Source organism: Martinezella sp. CNPSo 3964, from assembly GCF_057784375.1.
Map to the genome: position 1 here is coordinate 50,824 of NZ_JBXSOW010000003.1, position 20,990 is coordinate 71,813.

Genomic DNA, 20,990 nt, shown 5'->3' on the forward strand with positions numbered 1-20,990 from the left:
TCAAATCAATAGTAAGTCACTATCAAAAAGATATCGACATGAAGAATCTTTCAAACCAGCCGTGCCTGATCGCCCGTAGCCTCGCATTGGTGGGCGATGCGTGGAGCATGCTGATCATGCGGGACGCCCACGCGGGGCTCACTCGCTTCGACGATTTTCGCAAGAGTCTTGGCATCGCGCCGACGATGCTGACGGCGCGGCTGGCTGCGCTTACGGAAGATGGCTTGCTGGAGAAGCGACGCTACTCGGAGCGGCCTCCGCGCGATGAATACGTGCTGACGGAAGCTGGCCGGGACTTCCTGCCCGTGTTGTTCGCGATCGGTGCGTGGGGGCGAAAGCACCGCAACGCGGACGGTGTAACCCGTTTCTTTGATGCCGAAACTGGAACCGAGATCGATGCCGTCACAATCGACCGCGCGACCGGTGCTCCCATCGGAACACGTCCGATCCGCATCGTCGCACCGGAATGACTGCCCGTTAGATAGTAGCCACACTTGGCGGAAAGCTGCGGTCGGTTACCGAACGGCGGAATATCCGAAACGACTTTCAAATACCGTCGTCGATCCAAACAGCCTGTTCAATCGAAGTCGATCGCATGCAGCTGGCTGCCGTGGCGCTTCAGCCAGGCCTTGGCCTCGTCCATGTCGGGGCAGAGCTTGCGACAGAGCGCCCAGAAGCGCGGGCCGTGGTTCATTTCGCGCAAATGCGCGACTTCGTGGGCGGCGAGGTAGTCGATGACCAGTGGCGGCGCCATGACGATGCGCCAGGAAAAACTCAAGTTCCCCTGCGAGGAGCAGGAGCCCCAGCGGCTGCGGGTATCCTTCATGGTGATGGAAGTCACAGTGGCGCGGATGGACTTGGCATGCACCGCCACGAGTTTTTCCAGATCGGCGCGGGCCTCCTTCTTGAGGAAGGTCGCGATGCGGCGACCGGCATGCTCCGGCATACCGCTCACGCGTAGCACCGGCAGGCCTTCGATCACAATCGCTTCGGTAAGACCGCGCAGGGTGCCGGTATGCTCGATGCGATGGCGCACGCCACGCAGGAGGATTTCGCTGCCACCGCGCAGGCTGTTGTCGGCCGTGAATTTCGCGAGCTTGGTCAGAAGCCAGCCCTGGTGCCGGTCGAGAAAGGCATTGACCTCGCGGGCGGCAAGGCCGCGCGGAATGGTCATCTTCAGCGATCGTCCGCCGGGCTCGATCCTGAGCGTAATACGGGTCGCGCGCTCGTGCTGGCGGATCGTCAGCGGCATCAGCCGGCCGGCGACATCGAGGGTGCGCGTTTCCGGCGCGGCCAACTTGGCCTGCGGTTTGCGGGATCTGGAGAGCAGCGGAAACATGAAGGCAGTTTTATATGATTCGCCAAAGCGCGTCGCAATCTTTCAGATTTGCTCCTTGCGCTTTGGTCCTCGATTTTCGCATGTCGTTATCGCAAAACCGCTGCGCACTTTTGCGCGACTTGCTTTGCTGATTCTGGCAAAGGAAAACCGGCATCATCCGATGCCGGTTTTGACTATGTGATGCGGTTGTTCTCACAGCCCATCACGGAGTCTGGAATTCGGTCGGCGAGCCGCCATTGTCATTGCGCTTGACGCTGTTGCGCTCGCGCATGAAGCGGTCGAACTCTTCCTGATCCTTGGCACGGCGAAGCTCGCGGGCATAGGCGTCGAACTCGGCGCGCATTTCGTCCAGCTTGCGGCGTTCCTGCTCGAGGCGCTCAAGCTCTGCCCGGCGCCAGTCGTCGAAGGCGACGTTGCCGGTGGAGGAATAGGAATGGCGATGACGATTGCGATGGCGTCCGCAGCCAGCAAACATGCCGTCGGTCCTTTCGTTTACATCCCGTTTGAAATCCCGCAGACGTTCTCCGAAGAGAATATAGGCGAGCATGGCAAAGCCCAGCGGCCAGAAGACCACGAAGCCAAGCACCATGAGGGCAATAGTAGCCGGAGTCCAATCCGGGCGAAGCAATGCAGATTGGTTCATTGTCAGGTATCCTCGCACGGCGCATCGGCCCATCGACCGATAGCGATCAATGGAAAGGCTTCTGCGCGGTTTTTAAAGCTCTACCTGCATCTCAGCGCGTTCCAAGGGCGCGCGGCGCGGTAAACGGCCCGATCTTTGCGGTACCGCTGGAATCGAGATGGTAACCTCTTCGTGAGGCTTCAATGGTCCCGGCAGACTGAATCGGACAAGTATTTGAATCTGCGCGAATAATTCAACAAAAGCTAATAGTTTGCGCTGGCGGGAATTTGGCTTGCGCAGGCACGATGGGGGCTTTGACCGCCATCATGCCTTGCTTCTGACCTTTTGAATGGCCTCAGGCGGACTTGCCGCCCTTGATGACCCGCTTGACGACAGAGCGACCGGTACGGGCATGTTCGCGCGTGAAGGCCAGGATGCGCGGGGCGATCTCGCGGCGGAAGCGCGAGCCGTTGAAGACGCCGTAATGGCCGACATCCGGCTGCAGATAGTGCATGCGCATATGGTCGGGAATATTGGTGCAGATGGTCTGCGCCGCATGCGTCTGGCCGACACCGGAGATATCGTCGTTCTCGCCTTCGACGGTCAAAAGCGCGATGTTGCGGATGGCCGAGGGATCAACGCGCTCACCGCGATGCATGAGCTCGCCCTTGGGCAAGGCATGCTTGATGAAGACCTGGTCGACGGTCTGCAGATAGAATTCCGCCGTCAGATCCATGACGGCCAGATATTCGTCGTAGAAATCACGGTGCTTTTCGGCCGGCTCGCCGTCATTCTTGACGAGATGCACGAAGAAATCCTTGTGAGCGATCATGTGGCGATCGAGGTTCATCGACATGAAGCCGGAAAGCTGCAGGAAGCCGGGATAGACCGGACGCATGAAGCCCGGCTGCGGCCAAGGCACGTTCATGACGACATTGTCGGCAAACCATTCCAGCGGCTTGTCCTTGGCAAGCTGGTTGACTGCCGTCGGATTGATGCGGGTGTCGATCGGGCCGCCCATCAGCGTCATCGACGAGGGCGCCAGGCGATCCCCCGCCGCTTCCATCACGGCAGCTGCGGCCAGAACCGGCACCGAGGGCTGACAGACGGCAACAACATGCGTATCCGGGCCGAGATGATGCAACATCTCGATGACGTAATCGATATAATCTTCCAGATCGAAGGTACCCTCGGTCATCGGCACCATGCGGGCATCGATCCAGTCGGTGATGTAGACGTCGGCGCCCGGCAGCAGCGCTTCCACCGTGCCGCGCAGCAGCGTCGCATAGTGGCCCGACATCGGCGCGACGATGAGGATACGCGGATCGGCGCTATGGCCGGCGGGCAGGCTGCGCTCGAAATGGATGAGATTGCAGAAGGGCTTCTTCCAGACGATCTTTTCATGCACCGAGACCGTCTTGCCCTCGATCTGCGTCTGATGAAGGCCGAATTCCGGCTTGCCATAGCGTCTGGTCGTGCGCTCGAAAACTTCGAGGCTTGCCGTCAAGGTACGGCCAAACACGGTATGCGAGAGGGGATTAAGCGGATTGGCATAGGCCAGGCGCATCATGTCTGCCGCAGCGCGAAAGGGGGCGAGAGCGGCATGATTAAGTTCGTAAAACTGATAAAACATGGGGGCTTTACCTCTTGTGATGCGGGCATGAGACCACGCAGATCACCTAAATCATTGAAACGCACGCGCCTTGCGTGTCGCTTGCCTTCGCTGCAGCACTTCTCCAGTCGCGCCATGCAGCGGGATGATCGCGGCTCCTCTGTGCGCTTCATCCTTTAAGTCTTACTATTCAGCCTAGCAGCTTTTGTTGCAGAGCAACATAACGACTGCCGATTCTTCCTATAAAAAACGTCGGAGAATCGCTTCTCCGGCATCAACAATGATCTCAAAAAGTTAAAGTTCCTGAGCTTCGCACGCCTTACGCGTCAGCCAAGAAGGTCTGCTTCTGGGTGCCCAGGCCTTCCATGCCGAGCTCGACGACATCGCCCGGCTTCAGGTACTGCGGCGGCTTCATGCCCATGCCGACACCCGGAGGCGTGCCGGTGGAGATAACGTCACCCGGATGCAGCGACATGAACTGGCTGAGATAGGAGACGAGATAAGCGACGCCATAGACCATGGTCTTGGTCGAGCCGTTCTGCATCATCTTGCCGTTGACCTTGAGCCACATGCCGAGGTTCTGCGGATCGGCGATCTCGTCCTTGGTGACGAGCCAGGGGCCGATCGGGCCGAAGGTGTCGCAGGACTTGCCCTTGGTCCACTGTCCCGAACGTTCGGTCTGGAAGGCGCGTTCGGAGACATCGTGGGAGACGCAGTAACCCGCCACATAGTCGAGAGCGTCGGCTTCGCTGACATATTTCGCCGTCTTGCCGATGACGACGCCGAGTTCGACTTCCCAATCGGTCTTTTCAGAGCCGCGCGGGATCAGCACATTGTCGTTCGGGCCAACGATGGCCGAGCTTGCCTTCATGAAGATGATCGGCTCCGGCGGCACGGTGGCGCCGGTTTCGGCGGCGTGGTCGGAGAAATTCAGGCCGATGCAGATGAACTTGCCGGTGCCGGCAACGCAAGCGCCGAGGCGGCCTTCCGCCAGCTCGGGCAGGCTCTTCGGATCGAGGGCTGCGATCTTTGCCAGGCCCGCGGGCGAAATGGCTCCGCCGCCGATATCGGCAACGTGGGCGGAGAGATCGCGGATCTTGCCGTCGCTATCCAGAAGCGCCGGCTTTTCCTTGCCGACTTCGCCAACACGCAACAGTTTCATGGATTTTCCTTCCCTGCATTTTCAAAGACGAGATTGCTTTTAAGACAAAATTGCTGACACCATATATGAACGAGTTATTCACCAGTGTCACCAATCGATTTTGCAGAGCCTAGCATGGCTCAGCCCTTCGCGCTGGAAAAACAGCTTTTCTAACCCGGGGATAATGATCTTGCGATTTCGACGATGACGTCGAAAGCCGTGTCGATATCATCAGCTGTCGCCTCGAACTGGCCGGCCTGAAAGCGAATGACCAGCCGACCGGAAACGCGGGTCTGCGTCAGGTAGATGCGCCCGTCATTGTTGATCGCGTTCAGCAGGCGCTGCGTGTGGCTTTCCTGATTGACGCCCTCGGGCGCCTTGTGATCGAAGGAAAACAGCGACAGGAACGGCTCGGTGACGATTTCAAAATCCGGCTCCGCCGCAAGACGCCTGGCCAGATTCTGTGACCAGGAAACATGGTTGCGGATCATCGTGCGCAAACCTTCCAGGCCGTGATAGCGCAGCAGGAACCAGAGTTTCAGCGCGCGGAAGCGACGGCCGAGCGGCACCGACCATTCCGAATAGTTGATGATGCCGTCATGGCCGTGGGTGCGCAGATATTCCGGCTGTATCGCCAGCGTGCGGACCAGCGTCTCCGGCTCGCGCACGAACTGGACGGAACAATCGAATTGCGCGCCAAGCCACTTATGGGGGTTGAAGACAATGGAATCGGCCTGCTCGACGCCGTGCCACAGGGTGCGGAATTCGGGGCAAATCATTGCCGAACCCGCCCAAGCGGCATCGACATGCACATAGAGCCCGTGCGCATGCGCCACTTCGACGACGGCGGCGATATCGTCGCAGGCGCCGACGCTGGTACCGCCGACGCAGGCAATGACGCCGGCCGGCAGCAGCCCGGCAGCAAGATCGCGCTCGATCGCCGCGGCTAGAGCCTTCGGATCCATGGCTTTGTTGGGACCGCCAGAGGGTATGCGCACCAGATTTTCTTCGCCGACGCCGGCAATCCAGATGGCGCGGTCGATCGACGTGTGAACCTGATCGGTGGAGTAGATGCGCACCGCCTTGTTGCCGGCGAGCCCGCTCCTGTTGCCCTGCCAGTTCAGCGCTCTCTCGCGCATGACAAGAACGGCGGCGAGAGTCGCGGTCGACGCGGAATCCTGAATGACGCCGGTGAAGGTTTCCGGCAGGCCGAGTGCCTGGCGCAGCCAGTCGACGACCTTCGTTTCAAGCTCGGTGGCGGAGGGCGAAGTCTGCCAGAGCATGCATTGCGCAGCGATGGCGCTGACCAGATATTCGGCCACGACCGAGACCGGAGCGGCATTGGCGGGGAAATAAGCAAAGAAGCGCGGATGTTGCCAGTGCGTCATGCCGGGAACAAGGATATCCTCAAAATCCTTGAAGATATCCTCCATTGCTTCGCCTGTTACCGGCGGGGAATCGGCGATGTGTGCGGCGATCTCACCCGGCGCCATCTTCGCCCGGACCGGCCTGTCACGAAGCGACGCGCGATAATCCGCGCCCCAATGCGCCGCCTTCTCCGACCACTGCCGGAACTCTTCCCAATTCATGACGGTCCTCCCTGATCCATCGAACGGGGCGGACCTTAGACCGCTTTTCGAAGGCGGTCGAGTATCAGAACAGCTCGTCCAACGCCGGCCCGAGTGGCACGATCCCGCTCGGATTGAGAGATGCGATCGAGTAGTAACCGCGCTTGATATGATCGAAGTTCACGGTTTCGGCAACACCGGGCCAATCGAGCATTCGGCGGCAGAAGGACTGGAGATTGGCATAGTCGGACAGCCGACGCAGATTGCATTTGAAGAGGCCGTGATAGGCGACATCGAAACGGACAAGGGTGACGAACAGCCTGATGTCGCTTTCTGTGGGATGATCGGCGAAAAGGAAGTCTCTGCCCTCCAGCTCGGTCTCGATCTGATCGAGGCAGTCGAACACCTCGCTGAAGGCCTCTTCATAGGCAATCTGCGTCGTGGCGAAGCCGGTGCGATAGACGCCATTGTTGAGGGCCGGGTAGATCCGGGCATTGAAAGCTTCGATCTCTTCCCGCTTGCCGGCCGGATAAAGATCGATGTCATTGCGGGCGAGATCACCGAAGCCGCCATTCAGCATGCGCAGGATATCGGATGACTCGTTGTTGACGATCGTGCCGGTGCGCTTGTCCCAAAGGACCGGAACCGTGGCGCGGCCAGTGAAGGCCGGATCGGCCTTCGTATAGATCTCGTGCATGTAGACGGCGCCGTTTATCGGATCGTTCGTGGCGCCCGGATACTCGCCAAACTGCCAGCCCTGCTTGGAGAGCATGGGTTCGACAACGGAAACGGAAATGACATCCTCCAGGCCCTTCAGCTTCCGGCCGATCAGGGTGCGCGATGCCCAGGGGCAGATCAGCGCGACGTAGAGATGATAGCGGCCGACTTCCGCCGCGAAACCGCCCTCGCCCGTCGGCACCGGCTTCCCGTCCGGCGTCACCCAGTTGCGGAAGCTTGAAACCTGGCGAACGAAACCGCCCTTTTCATCCTTGGCCTGGACCGGCTGCCACTCCTCAGTCCATTTTCCATTTACCAGCAAGGCTTTGTCTCCGCTCGCACGCGTTCCTATCGACCCTCAGCATAGCGGAACAGAATTTCACTGGAATAACGCAAACTTGAAACAGACTGTCTACCTGGCGAATGCGGATGGCTCTATGTATGAAATCGTGCGTTTTGCGATCAGGTTTATTGGAGAAATCCCATGGCGACATCCGTTTCCAACGTCAAAACCGAGCATGCCAGCCGCTATCTCCAGCAGCTCTGCAAGCACTGGAGCCATCGCTTCAGCGTGGAATTCGATGCGGCTGCGGGCAAAGTGCCGTTCAGCCCGGAAAACGTCCTCGACCTGGCAGCCGAACCCGGCAACCTCGTCATGACGCTGACGGTCGGGAAGCTCGAAGACCTCGAGCGCATGCAGAACGTCGTTGCCGACCACCTCAAGCGCTTCGCCTTCCGCGAGGAGCTCGACGTGAGCTGGGCGGCTCGAGTTTAAGTTCTCATCCTCTATTTGTAACCAGCCAACGGCCAGTTTCGACCGCCCGCGGCAGATGCTCTCTAAGGAAGAAGCCCTCATGACATCAAGCAACAGCCGCGAATCCCAATATCCGATCGACAAGCTCTTTCTCGACCGCTGGTCGCCGCGTGCCTTTTCCAACGAGACCATGCCGGAACAGGATCTGCTGACCATTCTGGAAGCGGCGCATTGGGCGCCTTCCGCCTCGAACCTGCAGCCCTGGCGCTTCCTCTACACTCTGCGTGGCTCGGAGCATTGGGACCGGTTCCTGAGCGTCCTCGTGGAGTTCAATCAGGGCTGGGTGAAATCCGCCGCCGCGCTGCTTTTCGTCATTTCCCGTACCCACAGTGGCGAGCTCGGCTCGGCCGAACAGAAGCCCAGCTACAGCCACTCCTTCGACGCGGGTACGGCCTGGGGCTTTCTGGCAATCCAGGCACATCTAGCCGGCTATGAAGCGCATGGGATGACCGGCTTCCATGTCGAAAAATCTTATGAGGTTCTCGGTATTCCCGAAGGCTTCCGCGTCGAGGCGGCTGTCGCGATCGGCAAGATCGGCGACAAGAACCAGCTGCCGGAAAAGTTGCGCGAGCGCGAGGTGCCGAGCCAGCGCAATCCGCTTTCCGGGCTTGCCTTCAACGGCACCTTCATCGCCAAGTAATTGATAGAAAAGAAAAAGCCCGCCAGAATGTTCGCGGCGGGCTTTTTTGTGTCTGAAGCAGGCGATCAGATGTCGAGATTGGCGACGTTCAACGCGTTGTCCTGAATGAACTCGCGGCGCGGCTCGACCTCATCGCCCATGAGCCGGGCAAACAGCCCATCGGCATCGGTCGCGTCAGTGACCTTCACCTGTAACAGCGTGCGGACATTCGGATCGAGCGTCGTTTCCCAGAGCTGTTCGGCATTCATCTCGCCGAGGCCTTTATAGCGCTGCAGCGTCAAGCCCTTGCGACCGCCGGCAAAGATCGTATCAAGCAGCATGCGCGGACCCGAAATCTCCGTCTCTCCGTCCCGGCGGGTGAGCTTCGGCGGAGTCTGGTAGACCTCCTTCAGCCGCGTGCCAAGCTGGTCGATGAGACGAGCATCCTGCGAACCGATCAGCGCCATGTCGAGGAAGACCACTTCCTTGACGCCGCGCACAGTGCGCTCGAAGCGAAGACTGCCCTCGCCGGTTACGGCACCGGTCCAGCCGCGCTCCGTTTCCTCGGCAATGACATCAAGCCGCTTGGCAACGTCATTGGCGAGTACTTCCGCGCGGGCGGGATCGCTGACCATTTCGGCATTGAGAGCGCCGGCGATCGCCGCCTGCTCGACAGCCGAGCGATTGTAGCGGGAGTGCAGATTGTCGATCAGCGTGCGCAGCCGCAGCGCATCGTAGATCGCCTCACGCAGATCCTGACCGGTGCGGACTTCGCCATTGCCGAGACGCAGGCTTGCATCGTCGGTACCCTGGCCGATCAGATATTCTTCCAGCGCCTTCTCGTCCTTGACGTACTGCACCGACTTGCCGCGCGTCACCTTATAAAGCGGCGGCTGGGCGATATAGAGGTGACCGCGCTCGATGAGATCGGGCATCTGGCGGAAGAAGAAGGTCAGAAGCAGGGTGCGGATATGCGCGCCGTCGACGTCTGCGTCCGTCATGATGATGATCTTGTGGTAACGCAGCTTCTCGGCGTTGAATTCGTCCTTGCCGATACCGGTGCCAAGTGCGGTGATCAGCGTGCCGATTTCCTGGCTCGACAGCATCTTGTCGAAGCGGGCGCGCTCGACGTTCAGGATCTTGCCGCGCAGCGGCAGGATGGCCTGGTTTTCGCGCGAACGGCCCTGCTTGGCCGAACCACCTGCCGAGTCACCCTCGACGAGGAAGACTTCGGACTTGGCCGGATCGCGCTCCGAGCAGTCAGCAAGCTTGCCGGGGAGCGAGGCGATATCCAGCGCGCCCTTGCGGCGGGTCAGTTCGCGCGCCTTGCGGGCGGCTTCGCGGGCGGCCGCGGCTTCGACGACCTTGCCGACCAGAACTTTGGCTTCGGACGGATGCTCTTCGAGCCAGGTGCTGAGGGCTTCGTTGACCAGGCTTTCGACGACCGGGCGAACTTCGGAGGAAACCAGCTTGTCCTTGGTCTGCGACGAGAACTTCGGATCGGGAACCTTGACCGACAGCACGGCCGTCAGGCCTTCGCGGCAGTCATCGCCGGTCAGCGTCACCTTTTCCTTCTTGGTGATGCCAGAGCTGTCCGCATAAGAGGTGATCTGACGTGTCAGGGCGGCGCGGAAGCCAGCCATGTGCGTGCCGCCGTCGCGCTGCGGGATGTTGTTGGTGAAGCAGAGCACGTTTTCATGGTAGCTGTCGTTCCACCACATCGCCACTTCGACAGTGATACCGTCCTTCTCGCTGCGGATCGACACCGGCTTTTGAACCAGCGGCTTCTTGGCGCGATCGAGATAGGAGACGAAGGCTTCCAGACCGCCGTCATAGAGCAATTCTTCCTGCTTGACGTCGGAATGACGCTTGTCCGTCAGGAGAATGCGAACACCGGAATTCAGGAAGGCGAGTTCGCGCAGACGATGCTCCAGCGTGCCATAGTCAAACTCGATCATCGTGAAAGTTTCGGAACTCGGCATGAAGCTGACTTCGGTGCCAGTCGCATTGCCGGCATCGCCGGTTTCCTTCAAAGGCGCGTCGGCGACACCATGGGTAAAGCTCATTTCATGGATGCGGCCCTGGCGGCGGATCTTCAGCTTCAGCCAGACGGACAGGGCGTTGACGACCGAAACGCCGACGCCATGCAGGCCACCGGAAACCTTATAGGAATTCTGGTCGAACTTACCGCCGGCGTGAAGCTGGGTCATGATAACCTCGGCTGCCGAAACACCTTCGCCGCTGTGAATATCCGTCGGGATGCCGCGGCCGTTATCGGTGACCGTGACGGAGCCATCGGGATTAAGGGTTACGGTTACGACATCGGCGTGGCCGGCCAGGGCTTCGTCGATAGCGTTGTCGACGACTTCATAGACCATGTGATGCAGGCCAGAGCCGTCATCCGTGTCGCCGATATACATGCCCGGACGCTTGCGCACGGCATCGAGGCCCTTGAGAACCTTGATGCTATCTGCGCCATATTCGGCATTGCCGCCGTTATCGGTTATATCGGTCATTTTATTGAAGTCTTTCCAGTGTTTAGAGAATCTCGCCAATTCCTAACGAATCAGCGGTTTTTCCTAGCCTGAATATAGGATGTTTCACCCTGAAGTTCCAAACGGAAGGCCCCGAAATCAGGTATAAAACAGGGGATTAAGGCGCTTTTCAGCCGGTTTTTCCGGCATTTTCCAGAACCTTTGACAGTTCACGGATCGTCGCCGCGTCAAGGCTGCGGATCTTGCCGGCCAAGTGGTTGACGAAGGCCGTATATTCAGGCGAAAGCCCGGAGGTATCAACGACGACGCGCGGGTCGGAAAACCGCGCCAGCAGGAACAATTCCTCGGCTTCGTCCCAGATGATGTTGAAATAGCCGGCGATGCGCTGCAAGAGATCGAAAGTCGGAAGGCCACGCTTTCCGTGTTCTAAGGCGGATAAATAAGCCGGAGTCACATTGAGCGCGGCGGCCATCTGCTTTTGCGAGACGCCCTTGCGCAACCTCAACTTTCGCACCGCTTCGCCGAACGGGGTCAAAGCCTCTCCCCCTTCAGGCGCGACAGGCGGATATAGAGAGCGCCCTCACCGCCGTGATGCTGCGCCGCAGTCTCATAGGAGGAAATCAGAAAACGGAATTCCGGCTTGGAGAACCAGAGCGGCACGGCCCGCTTCAGCGCCCCCTCGCTGCCCATCGAGCTGCCCTTGCCGGTAATGACGAGCACATGGCGCAGACCGCGGCTATGGGCACGCAGCAGGAAATCCAGGAGCATACCGTGGGCCTCGCTCTGGATCAGGCCGTGAAGGTCGATCCGGGCTTCGAGCGCCAGATGACCCCTCGCGATCTTGCGCTTGACGGGACGCTCGAGCGGATGATGGCGGCCGCCGGGCTGCTTTATGGGCGTTGAAACTTCCGGCGCTTCTGTAGATACAGGCGCCGGCTTTGCCTTTGCGGCGCGGGCAGTTTCCTCGCTTTCGGCTTCGGCTTGCAAGGCCGCCTCGAAAGCCTCGATGTCGGCCATGCGGCCCGGCATGGGACGCGTGCTCTTGGCGACCTTACCCCAAAGGATACGGTCCTCCGCGCTGAGCTTTCGTTCCTTGTCCTTCCGTTCCGGGGCCATCAGCCGAACCTCTGCGCCGCCGCCTTCGGAATGAGTATATAAAAATCGGCGTCGTTGCGCACGGTACCGGCGAGCTCGCCTGCATCGTAGCCGGAGCCGGTAAAGATATCGCCACGTGCCGGCCCGACGATCGCCGAGCCCGTATCGAGCGCCAGCATCAGCCGCGCGAAAGGCTTGCCGGCATCGAGATGCGTCAGGCTTTCCGAACGGATGAAGAAGGGAAAACCGAAGGTATGGATCAGCCGATCGACCGCAAGGGAACGGCCCGCCAGCAGCGGCACCTTGGCTGCCGCGATCGGTCCGAGAGCGGGATCGCTGACTTCGGCCTCGCGGAAGAAGATATAGGATCGATTGTGCGAGAGAATTTCATCGACCTGATCCGGGTGGGCGTAGAGCCAGTCACGGATCGTCTGCATGGAGATCGTCGCGCGGTCCAGCAGGCCGCGGTCTATGAGCAGGCGCCCGACGGCCGAGAAGGGATGACCGGCCTTGGCAGCATAGGTGATACGGCCGAGACGCCCATCTGGATAGCGCAGACGCGCCGCTCCCTGCACATGTACGAAGAAGACGTCGACCTTGGATTTCGCCCAGGCGATCTCCAGCTCTTTGCCATCGAGATAGCCGCGATCGATTTCGCCACGATCAGGATAGGTGGAAATCGAACCAGCCTGACGCCTGCCGAACATGTAGGAAGGATCGATATCCTCCGGCCGATTGCTGTCGTCGAGATCGATCAGATCATCCGGCCGACGATAAAAAGGATAGCGGTAGGTTTCGCTTGGCTCGGCCGACACTTCGATTTCCGGCTCAAAGAAGGCGGTCACGAAACCGGTCGCGCCGCCATCGCGGCGAATGAAGAAGGGCTGGCAGTGCTCCTCGAAGAAGGCTCTGGCTTCGGCTGCATCGCCAGGTTCTTTCCCTTCTGCCGCATCGAGAAGCGCCAGGAGATCATCGGCTGTCAGCCCAGCAGCGCCGGTGCGATAGGGCTTCACATCGCGGATATGGGTGCGACAGTCCTTCATCGCGCGAAAAAGGCTGGAAGGATCGTCCTCCTCCCAGCCCTTCAGATCGGCGAAGGTTGCCGGCTCCAGCCTGAATTCCTGCGATGGGCTCGTCATTGTTCCGATTCGGTCGCCACGAGTTTCCAGTTCGGATCGCGCGAGCGCGTGTCGCGGGCGAAAGTCCAGAGATCGCTGACCTCAGCCACGGCTTCGGCATCGCCATCGATCAGCTTATCCGCCTTGTCGTAGGTGGCGGAAATCATCTGGCTGACGATGCGCATGGTGATCAGGGCATCCGTTCCCTTCACCTCGGCAGTGACGATATCAGCCTTGTCGATGCCGACGAAGGTCGATTTGACCTTTTCGCCCTTGGCTTCGCGATCGGCGATGGCGGCATCGAAGCCTTCGTAGACCTCGCGCGACAGCAGCCCCTTCAGAGACTTGCGATCACCATCGGCAAAGGCCATGACGATCATCTCATAGGCCATGCGCGCGCCATTGACGAACTCCTTCGGGTTGAAGGAAGGATCAACTTTGCTCACCTCGCGCAGCGAATCATTGAGTGGCGTGCCGGCCGGGGTGAAGGCATCGATGGCAGCAAAACGGTCTTCCTCTTCGGTCCCGTCACGACGCGGCAGGGTGACCACCTTGCCGGCGTCCGGTGCAGTCGTGCCATTGGCCGGATCAGCAGAACCGTAGAGATCACGCGGCGGCTTCTCATTCCCCGTGCGGCGGCCAAGGACGCTGCGCAACTGAAAGAAAATCAGCACCGCCGCCACCAGGAAAAAGATCGTCACAAAGTCGTTTGCACCCATCTCGTATCGGAACCACCGTTAAAATTAAAAGATCAATCCCCATATAGTCCGCATCGATCTATCATTCAAATAGCGGACCAGTTTCTTTATTATACGCGAGAAACCAACGCTTACGCGAAGAAACCCGCTCTCAGGACCACCGTAACATGCGCCTATCACTTCTTCCTATCTTCGTTTTTCTGATGCCTCTGGCTGAGATTGCCGGATTCATCGTGGTTGGAAAGATGATCGGCGTCTGGGCGACGCTGGGGCTCGTCATTCTCAGCGTGCTGCTCGGTGCCGCTCTTCTGAGGATCCAGGGCATCGGTATTCTTCAGCGCATCTCGGCCGAAAGCCGCAATGGCGGCGATCCCGGCCGCGAGATGGTGCATGGCGCCATGATCGTCGTTGCCGCCTTCTTCCTGATGCTACCCGGCTTCATCTCCGACATCATCGGCCTGTTGCTTTTCATCCCGGCCGTACGCGACCTCGCCTGGCAGGTCTTGCGCAAGCGTATCGTCGTTGTCGGCAATTCGCGGGCGTTCCGCCGCGGACAAGGCCCGGGTGCCGGGCCACAAGGCCGACCGAACAAACCCGGAAACGTCGTCGATCTCGATGAAGGCGATTTTCATCGCGAGCCGAACCGCAACTCGCCCTGGTCTGATCAAAAGCGTCTGGATGACTAGAGAGCGGCTGCGGGAGCCCCGGCGCCATAAGGGTTGTAAGCCCCTTTTCTAAATGCTAGATGGCGACACCCATCGAGACGTGAGAGGACACCCCCATGGCCAACGAGACCAACGGCAACGGCGCAGCCACCCCGAGCCTCAGCATCCTTGCTCAGTACACCAAGGATCTTTCCTTCGAAAATCCGGGTGCTCCGCGCTCGCTCCAGGCCCGGGAAAATGCTCCGGACATCAATATCAACGTGAACGTCAACGCCAACCCGCTGTCGGACTCCGATTTCGACGTCGTGCTGACGCTGAGCGCCGAAGCCAAGGATGGCGAGCGCGTTCTCTTCCACACCGAGCTGGTCTATGGCGGTGTCTTCCGCGTCACCGGTTTCCCGCAGGAACACATGCTGCCGCTGCTCTTCATCGAGTGCCCGCGCCTGCTGTTCCCCTTCGCACGCCAGATCATCGCCGACGTCACGCGCAATGGCGGCTTCCCGCCGCTGATGATCGATCCAATCGATTTCGCGCAGATGTTCACGCAGCGCATGGCCGAAGAACAGGCCCGCGCTCAGGTTTCGGCCGTTCCGAACTAAGCTTGAATATCTCCATTCTGGAAATGAAAATGCCCGGACGTCGATCCGGGCATTTTCTTTTGGTGGTTGCCTGAGATGACAGCTTATTCGGACGTGCGGTATTTGGACCAGATGCCCTTCGCGCCGAGCTTGGCAACCAGCGCAGCATGGGCCGAAAGTTCTTCCTCGCTCAGCCGGCTCGACAATGGATTGGGTCGCGTAAAGATATCGGCGACTACCTCCTCCGCATCATCACTCTGTCGCGAGCGCGACGACGAACCATTGGTGCTGCCAAGGCCAAGTGCGGTCTGACGGCCACCGATCATCTCGATATAGACTTCGGCCAGCAGTTCGGAGTCGAGCAGCGCGCCGTGTTTCGTGCGGTGCGAATTGTCGATGCCGTAGCGACGGCAAAGCGCATCGAGCGAATTCGGCCCCATTGGATGTTTGCGACGCGCCATGGCGAGCGTATCGATCACCATGTCGGGAAGGATCGGCGGCCGGTTCAGTCGCGCAAATTCAGCATTGACGAAGCCCATGTCGAAGGTGGCGTTGTGCGCGATCCACTTGGCACCCTCGAAGAATTCTAGAATCTTGTCGGCGACCTCTTCGAAGGGCGGCTTGTCCTTCAGCGATTCATCGGTGATCCCGTGCACGGCAAGCGCATCCGGATGAACCTTGCGATCACCCGGATTGATGTAGAGATGCAATGTCTTGCCGGTCGGGAAATGGTTGATGAGCTCGATGCCGCCAATTTCGATGATCCGGTCAGCCCTATTGTCAAGGCCCGTGGTTTCCGTATCGAAAATGATTTCGCGCATGTCGGGACTCCGCTTTCCTATTTCTCGATCGGCAGCTTGCGCCGCACATCCGCAATGATCTCTCTGACCTGCTCGCCAGCCGCCTCGATGCTTCCGCCCGTATCGATGACATAATCGGCGCGCGCCCGCTTTTCCGCATCCGGCGTCTGGCGGGAGAGAATCATATTGAATTTTTCCTCCGTCATGCCCGGCCGGGCAAGCACCCTCTGTCGCTGAATCTGTGGATCGCAGCTTACGACGGCGATCTTGTCCACTCTCTTGTCGGCACCGGTTTCAAAGAGAAGCGGGATATCCAGCACCACCATATCGGCACCGGCCTTGCGATGACGTTCCAGAAACCGGCGTTCACGCTCACGCACGAGCGGATGGACAATCGCTTCGAGACGCTTGAAGCCGGAGGGATCGCCTGCCAGCTTTCGGCTGAGCTCCTGCCGGTCGACCTTACCGTCCGCTGTTGTGCCGGGGAAAGCAGCCTCCACCAGAGGCACCGCCTCGCCACTATAGAGATCGTGCACAATCGCATCGGAATCATTCACCGGGATTCCGGCTTGGGCGAAAAGTTTCGCCGAGGTCGACTTTCCCATGCCGATCGATCCGGTGAGCCCGATCCTGATCATATCAATGCTTTTCCATGTCCGCGATGATCAATGCTCTCAAGGTTTCATCGACCGCCGGACGCTTCCCGAACCATTTTTCGAAACCGGGTACGGCTTGATGCAGAAGCATGCCGAGGCCGTCAACGATGGCAAAACCCTGCTCTTCGGCCTCGGCAAGAAGCGGCGTCTTCAGCGGTATATAGACAATGTCGGTAACGACAGCCCCTTGTGCAAGAGGCGAAAAATCGATGCGGAGCGCCGCTTCGCCATCCATGCCGAGCGACGTCGTATTGATAAAGAGACCGGCGCCCTGCATGACCTCGCCGAGCGCTGCCATCGGATGGGCATGAACCCTTTCGCCGAAACGATCCGCCAATTCCTGCGCGCGCTCGACCGTACGGTTGACGACGTGGATTTCCTTGAAGCCGCGATCGCGCACGGCCTGTATGATGGCGCGGCTGGCACCGCCTGCCCCGAGGATCACCGCGCGATCGCTGCGGGCCCAGCCGGGATGACGCTCGTCGAGGTTTGCCGTGAAGCCGCGGCCATCGGTATTCGTCGCATGGAGTTCGCCGTCCTGAAGCCACAGGGTGTTGGAAGCACCCAGCTCCTGCGAAAGCTCGTCCGGCCGATCGGCGAGTTTGAAGGCTGCTTCTTTATGGGGGATGGTGACGTTGCCGCCGACGAAGCCGCTGGTACCATCCTTCAGGGACGAGATGAAGGCAGCGAAATCCTCGACAGACACTTCATGGGCACGATAGCTGCCGGCCAGACCGAGCTGCTTCAGCCAGTAACCATGGATTAGCGGCGAGCGCGAATGCTTGATCGGATAACCCGTTACGAAAGCGTTTACGCTCTGTGTTTCACGTGAATCATCCATCGATTGTCCCCAACTCTCGCAGTTTTTCCAGGAGCGGCAGCATCGGCAATCCGACGATGGTGAAATAGTCACCGTCGATTTTCGAGAAAAGCTGGATACCTTCGCCTTCGAGCTGGTAGGCGCCGACGCTCGACAACGCCTTCTCGCCGACGCGGTTCAGATGCCGGTGAATGAAATCGGCCGGCAGCTCCCGCATGGTGAGATCGGCGTGGGACACATGCTCCCAAATGATATCGCCGTTGCGTGCAAGGGCGACAGCGCTGTTCAGCCGATGGGTCTTTCCCGACAGGGTCCGCAAATGATTTTCCGCATCCGCCATGGTCGTCGGTTTGTGAAAGACCTGGGCACCGAGCGACATGGTTTGATCCGAGCCTATAACGAGCGAACCGGGGAAGCGATCGCTCACTTCCTTCGCCTTCGCCTTTGCCAGCACGAGCGCGACCGCATCCGGGCTGGCACCGCCTTGTTCCAGCGGTGCTTCGATCGCACGCTCATCGATATCGGCGGCGATGGCCTGAAAATGCAATCCGGCATTTTCCATCAGCATTCGTCGAAACGGGCTGGAGGATGCAAGAATAAGGGGCGAGGTCATGATGGCTGCCTCCGAGAAAATCATCCGCAGCGCTTAGCGCAGCTTCGGTCGCAGGGCAACAATGGCAGCCGCGGTCTCTTCGATCGAGCGGCGCGTGACATCGATGATCGGCCAATTGTGCCGCGCGCAGAGAGAGCGAGCATATTTCAGCTCCTCGGAGATGGCGGCCCGATCCGTATAGCCACCGCGATCGAAGCCCGGCGTTGCCCCGAGAATGCGATTTTCACGGACCTGCGAAATCCGGTCCGTTGTCGCGACCAGTCCAACGATCAGCGGCTTTGTTGCCCTGGCAAGGCTTTCCGGCAACGGCACACCATGGACAATCGGAATGTTGGCCGTCTTGATGCCGCGGTTCGCCAGATAGATGCTCGTCGGCGTTTTCGAGGTGCGGCTGATACCGATGATGACGACATCGGCGTCATCGTAATCGTCAGGCATCTGGCCGTCATCATGATCCATGGTGAAGTTCAGCGCTTCGATGCGCGCGAAATAATCCGCATTCATCACATGCTGCGCCCCGACACGTCGGCGAGATGCCGTGCCAAGATAGGTCTGGAAAACATTCATGACCGGCTCGAGAACATTGACGCAGGGTACACCCATCTCGCGGCAACGCTCGGCGATGAAATCGGCAAGCTCGCGATCGACGATCGTATAGAGAACGATACCGGGGCTGTGATCGATTGCCTCTAGGACAGGCAGAAGCTGCTTGCGGTTTCGAATCAGCGGATAGACGTGCTCGATCGGCTGGCTGGCATGGAATTGAACTGATGCAGCACGGCCGGCGGAGATGAGAGTCTCACCCGTTGAGTCAGAAATCAGGTGCAGATGAAAGAAGCTCGTTCGGTTTTCCACGCTACTTTCCATCACCTGTTGATATCTCGGGAGAAAAGAGAGGTACGGGAAGGGGGGCGTCATGGGCAAGTGGAAAACGGCCGAGTTTTCCACATTTGGAATTTTCGAGAAACGGCTTTCGCGGTGGCTGTGGGCAATGTGGACAAGATCGACGATGCCTTACTCATCCCCGACTTGTCCCCAGAGGGAGAAGAGCCAAATTTCTCTTCAACTTCCTCAAAAGATTAGAAAATTACCTTTCTTTTCCACATGTCGGCTTATGGCTTCGAAATCTCTGCAAATTCGTGCGCGAGGCGCGACAAAATGGATAGGCAAGGGATGAACTTTAATCCTTGCTACTCACCGACTCTAAGAAATAGAAACCTTTCAATATATGTTTGGTTTTATATAGGACGACGTCTGTGACCGATGAACGCCGGAAGATCATGCGGGTCTTGAGCGGAGAAACGCTCAGCCCTCCCCCGCTCTGGCTGATGAGACAGGCAGGGCGTTATCTACCCGAGTATCGTGAAACGCGTGCGAAGGCTGGAAGCTTCCTTGATCTCTGTTATACGCCTGACCATGCTGTCGAGGTGACGATGCAGCCGATCCGACGTTATGGCTTCGATGCTGCAATCCTGTTTTCCGATATTCTGGTCATTCCCGATGCGTTGAAGCGCAATGTCCGCTATACCGAGGGTCATGGTCCGGAGATGGATCCGATCGACGAGGCGGGCATCCTGGCTTTGAAACCTGAGGGGGTCGTAGCCTACCTGGAGACGGTCATGGAGACGGTGCGGCGGCTGCGGCGGGACTTGCCCACGGAGACAACGCTTCTTGGCTTCTGTGGGGCTCCCTGGACCGTTGCGACCTATATGATCGCTGGACACGGCACACCGGACCAGGCCCCTGCCCGGCTCTTTGCCTACCGCTATCCGAAGGCCTTCGAACATCTGCTGATGCTGCTTGCAGACATCTCCGCCGATTATCTCGTCGCGCAGATCGATGCGGGTGCGGATGCCGTACAGATTTTCGATTCCTGGGCCGGCGTGCTCGGCGAGAAGGAATTCGAGGCTTTTGCCATCAAGCCGGTCGCAAAAATGATCGCGTCGATCAAGGCGCGGCGGCCGCAGGCTCGGGTGATCGCTTTCGCCAAGGGTGCGGGCTATCTCTTAAAAACCTATCGTCAGAAGACGGGTGCCGATGCGATCGGTCTCGATTGGTCGGTGCCATTGGCCTTTGCTCGCGAACTGCAGAAGGACGGGCCGGTGCAGGGAAATCTTGACCCCATGCGTGTCGTCGCTGGCGGCAAGGCTCTGGACGACGGGATCGACGACGTCTTGCAGCAGCTCGGGAACGGCCCGCTGATTTTCAATCTCGGGCACGGTATCACGCCGCAGGCGGACCCCGCCAATGTTGCGAGGCTTGTCGAACGCGTGCGGGGATGGAGGAACTGATGACGATGGAAAAGCAGACGGATTCCGCTCCTGGCCAAAGAGCCGGACGGCGCGCCTATTTCATGATCCTGATTTTTGCGGTTCTGGCGATCGGCCTCTTCGCCTGGCATCCCGCCGATCTCTATCTCTGGATCAAGGCGCTGCACATCATTGCCGTCATCTCGTGGATGGCCGGCATGTTCTATCTGCCGCGTCTTTTCGTCTATCATATCGATGCGGAACCGGGTTCGCAGCAATCCGAGACGTTCAAGGTGATGGAGCAGCGGCTGCTGCGCTACATCATCACGCCGGCGATGATTCTGACCTGGATTTTCGGGCTCTACCTCGCCTGGTCCGTCTATGATTTCCAGGGTGGCTGGCTGCACGCCAAGATCGGGCTCGTTGTGCTGCTGTCGGCCGTTCACGGTCATTTCAGCAGCGCGGTGCGCGCCTTCGCCCGAGACGAAAACAAGCATTCGGCGCGGTACTGGCGCCTGATGAACGAGGCGCCGACGCTGTTGATGATCGCGATCGTCATTCTCGTGGTCGTCAAGCCCTTTGCGTGAGGCGTGGCTGTATTAGGGGCGACGTTAAATTTCTTTCATTTTGCGTGCCCCCCTTGCGGTTCAGAAAGTGAGTCGCTATTTTCCCGCCATCTTCTCTTCGTGGCATGTATCCATTCTGTCGCCCGCGAGCGCCCCTATCGCGGTTCTGAATACGAGCAACATTGCCTTTCCCCTCCTAAAAATG

23 protein-coding genes are annotated in these 20,990 nt (G+C 59.2%); 7 read left to right on the forward strand and 16 right to left on the reverse strand.

Going from position 1 to position 20,990, the window contains the following annotated elements:
• Positions 1-38: 38 nt before the first annotated feature.
• Positions 39-470: a winged helix-turn-helix transcriptional regulator gene (locus AC13Q5_RS10775; RefSeq protein WP_457881533.1), complete on the forward strand. Its 432-nt coding sequence runs from the start codon at positions 39-41 to the stop codon at positions 468-470.
• A 107-nt stretch (positions 471-577) separates the two neighbouring features.
• Here AC13Q5_RS10775 and AC13Q5_RS10780 read toward each other — a convergent pair whose 3' ends face one another.
• The 6 genes from AC13Q5_RS10780 to AC13Q5_RS10805 all read right to left on the reverse strand — a co-directional run bounded on the left by AC13Q5_RS10780 (position 578) and on the right by AC13Q5_RS10805 (position 7,321).
• Positions 578-1,339: a M48 family metallopeptidase gene (locus tag AC13Q5_RS10780; protein ID WP_349956872.1), complete on the reverse strand. Its 762-nt coding sequence runs from the start codon at positions 1,337-1,339 to the stop codon at positions 578-580.
• 202 nt (positions 1,340-1,541) lie between these two features.
• Complete coding sequence (locus AC13Q5_RS10785) at positions 1,542-1,982, reverse strand: DUF2852 domain-containing protein (protein ID WP_075853333.1); 441 nt, start codon at positions 1,980-1,982, stop codon at positions 1,542-1,544.
• Positions 1,983-2,316: 334 nt separating this feature from the next.
• On the reverse strand, positions 2,317-3,594 hold the full coding sequence (locus tag AC13Q5_RS10790; protein ID WP_075853334.1) for a polyhydroxyalkanoate depolymerase: 1,278 nt from the start codon (positions 3,592-3,594) through the stop codon (positions 2,317-2,319).
• Between the two features lie 298 nt (positions 3,595-3,892).
• The gene (locus tag AC13Q5_RS10795; RefSeq protein WP_457881529.1) at positions 3,893-4,735 is read right to left on the reverse strand and encodes a fumarylacetoacetate hydrolase family protein; all 843 of its coding nucleotides are present in this window, start codon (positions 4,733-4,735) and stop codon (positions 3,893-3,895) included.
• Between the two features lie 149 nt (positions 4,736-4,884).
• Complete coding sequence (locus AC13Q5_RS10800) at positions 4,885-6,303, reverse strand: pyridoxal phosphate-dependent decarboxylase family protein (protein WP_075853336.1); 1,419 nt, start codon at positions 6,301-6,303, stop codon at positions 4,885-4,887.
• A 64-nt stretch (positions 6,304-6,367) separates the two neighbouring features.
• Entirely contained in the window at positions 6,368-7,321 is a 954-nt protein-coding gene (locus AC13Q5_RS10805; protein WP_488501657.1) for a glutathione S-transferase family protein, read from the reverse strand.
• 162 nt (positions 7,322-7,483) lie between these two features.
• Here AC13Q5_RS10805 and AC13Q5_RS10810 point away from each other — a divergent pair, with 162 nt between their 5' ends.
• Both AC13Q5_RS10810 and AC13Q5_RS10815 read left to right on the forward strand, forming a co-directional pair.
• Complete coding sequence (locus AC13Q5_RS10810) at positions 7,484-7,774, forward strand: DUF2218 domain-containing protein (protein WP_457893735.1); 291 nt, start codon at positions 7,484-7,486, stop codon at positions 7,772-7,774.
• 79 nt (positions 7,775-7,853) lie between these two features.
• Positions 7,854-8,453, forward strand: coding sequence for a nitroreductase family protein (locus tag AC13Q5_RS10815; protein WP_075853339.1), 600 nt, complete (start codon positions 7,854-7,856; stop codon positions 8,451-8,453).
• A 65-nt stretch (positions 8,454-8,518) separates the two neighbouring features.
• Here the strand turns inward: AC13Q5_RS10815 and gyrB are convergent, their stop codons facing one another.
• The 5 genes from gyrB to AC13Q5_RS10840 all read right to left on the reverse strand — a co-directional run bounded on the left by gyrB (position 8,519) and on the right by AC13Q5_RS10840 (position 13,859).
• On the reverse strand, positions 8,519-10,948 hold the full coding sequence (gene gyrB, locus AC13Q5_RS10820; RefSeq protein ID WP_075853340.1) for a DNA topoisomerase (ATP-hydrolyzing) subunit B: 2,430 nt from the start codon (positions 10,946-10,948) through the stop codon (positions 8,519-8,521).
• A 148-nt stretch (positions 10,949-11,096) separates the two neighbouring features.
• Positions 11,097-11,462, reverse strand: a complete 366-nt coding sequence (locus AC13Q5_RS10825; RefSeq protein WP_069613918.1) for a helix-turn-helix domain-containing protein — start codon at positions 11,460-11,462, stop codon at positions 11,097-11,099.
• The gene (locus AC13Q5_RS10830) at positions 11,459-12,043 is read right to left on the reverse strand and encodes a Smr/MutS family protein (RefSeq protein ID WP_349956865.1); all 585 of its coding nucleotides are present in this window, start codon (positions 12,041-12,043) and stop codon (positions 11,459-11,461) included. The genes AC13Q5_RS10825 and AC13Q5_RS10830 overlap by 4 nt, the downstream gene beginning before the upstream one ends.
• Positions 12,043-13,161, reverse strand: coding sequence for a murein transglycosylase A (mltA, locus tag AC13Q5_RS10835; RefSeq protein ID WP_488501658.1), 1,119 nt, complete (start codon positions 13,159-13,161; stop codon positions 12,043-12,045). Before mltA ends, AC13Q5_RS10830 begins: the two co-directional genes overlap by 1 nt.
• Complete coding sequence (locus AC13Q5_RS10840) at positions 13,158-13,859, reverse strand: Tim44/TimA family putative adaptor protein (RefSeq protein WP_349956863.1); 702 nt, start codon at positions 13,857-13,859, stop codon at positions 13,158-13,160. The genes mltA and AC13Q5_RS10840 overlap by 4 nt, the downstream gene beginning before the upstream one ends.
• A gap of 146 nt (positions 13,860-14,005) precedes the next feature.
• Here AC13Q5_RS10840 and AC13Q5_RS10845 point away from each other — a divergent pair, with 146 nt between their 5' ends.
• Both AC13Q5_RS10845 and secB read left to right on the forward strand, forming a co-directional pair.
• Positions 14,006-14,524, forward strand: a complete 519-nt coding sequence (locus AC13Q5_RS10845) for an FxsA family protein (RefSeq protein ID WP_075853344.1) — start codon at positions 14,006-14,008, stop codon at positions 14,522-14,524.
• Positions 14,525-14,619: 95 nt separating this feature from the next.
• Entirely contained in the window at positions 14,620-15,102 is a 483-nt protein-coding gene (secB, locus tag AC13Q5_RS10850; RefSeq protein WP_047634000.1) for a protein-export chaperone SecB, read from the forward strand.
• An 83-nt stretch (positions 15,103-15,185) separates the two neighbouring features.
• On the opposite strand, the gene dnaQ is transcribed toward secB, so the two are convergent.
• From dnaQ to AC13Q5_RS10875, 5 genes are read right to left on the reverse strand one after another with little or no spacing between them, the layout of a single operon-like run.
• Entirely contained in the window at positions 15,186-15,902 is a 717-nt protein-coding gene (gene dnaQ / locus AC13Q5_RS10855; protein ID WP_075853345.1) for a DNA polymerase III subunit epsilon, read from the reverse strand.
• A 17-nt stretch (positions 15,903-15,919) separates the two neighbouring features.
• Positions 15,920-16,519, reverse strand: a complete 600-nt coding sequence (gene coaE, locus AC13Q5_RS10860; protein ID WP_457881521.1) for a dephospho-CoA kinase — start codon at positions 16,517-16,519, stop codon at positions 15,920-15,922.
• 1 nt (position 16,520) lies between these two features.
• The gene (locus AC13Q5_RS10865; RefSeq protein WP_488501659.1) at positions 16,521-17,378 is read right to left on the reverse strand and encodes a shikimate dehydrogenase; all 858 of its coding nucleotides are present in this window, start codon (positions 17,376-17,378) and stop codon (positions 16,521-16,523) included.
• Positions 17,371-17,970 (reverse strand): Maf-like protein, encoded by a 600-nt coding sequence (locus tag AC13Q5_RS10870; protein WP_075853789.1) that lies wholly within the window; start codon positions 17,968-17,970, stop codon positions 17,371-17,373. The genes AC13Q5_RS10865 and AC13Q5_RS10870 overlap by 8 nt, the downstream gene beginning before the upstream one ends.
• A gap of 33 nt (positions 17,971-18,003) precedes the next feature.
• Positions 18,004-18,825, reverse strand: coding sequence for a pyruvate, water dikinase regulatory protein (locus AC13Q5_RS10875; RefSeq protein ID WP_075853348.1), 822 nt, complete (start codon positions 18,823-18,825; stop codon positions 18,004-18,006).
• Between the two features lie 401 nt (positions 18,826-19,226).
• Between AC13Q5_RS10875 and hemE the strand changes: the two genes are divergently transcribed.
• Both hemE and hemJ read left to right on the forward strand, forming a co-directional pair.
• On the forward strand, positions 19,227-20,261 hold the full coding sequence (hemE, locus tag AC13Q5_RS10880) for a uroporphyrinogen decarboxylase (protein ID WP_488501660.1): 1,035 nt from the start codon (positions 19,227-19,229) through the stop codon (positions 20,259-20,261).
• Positions 20,261-20,806, forward strand: coding sequence for a protoporphyrinogen oxidase HemJ (gene hemJ, locus AC13Q5_RS10885; protein WP_208621534.1), 546 nt, complete (start codon positions 20,261-20,263; stop codon positions 20,804-20,806). Before hemE ends, hemJ begins: the two co-directional genes overlap by 1 nt.
• Positions 20,807-20,990: the final 184 nt, after the last annotated feature.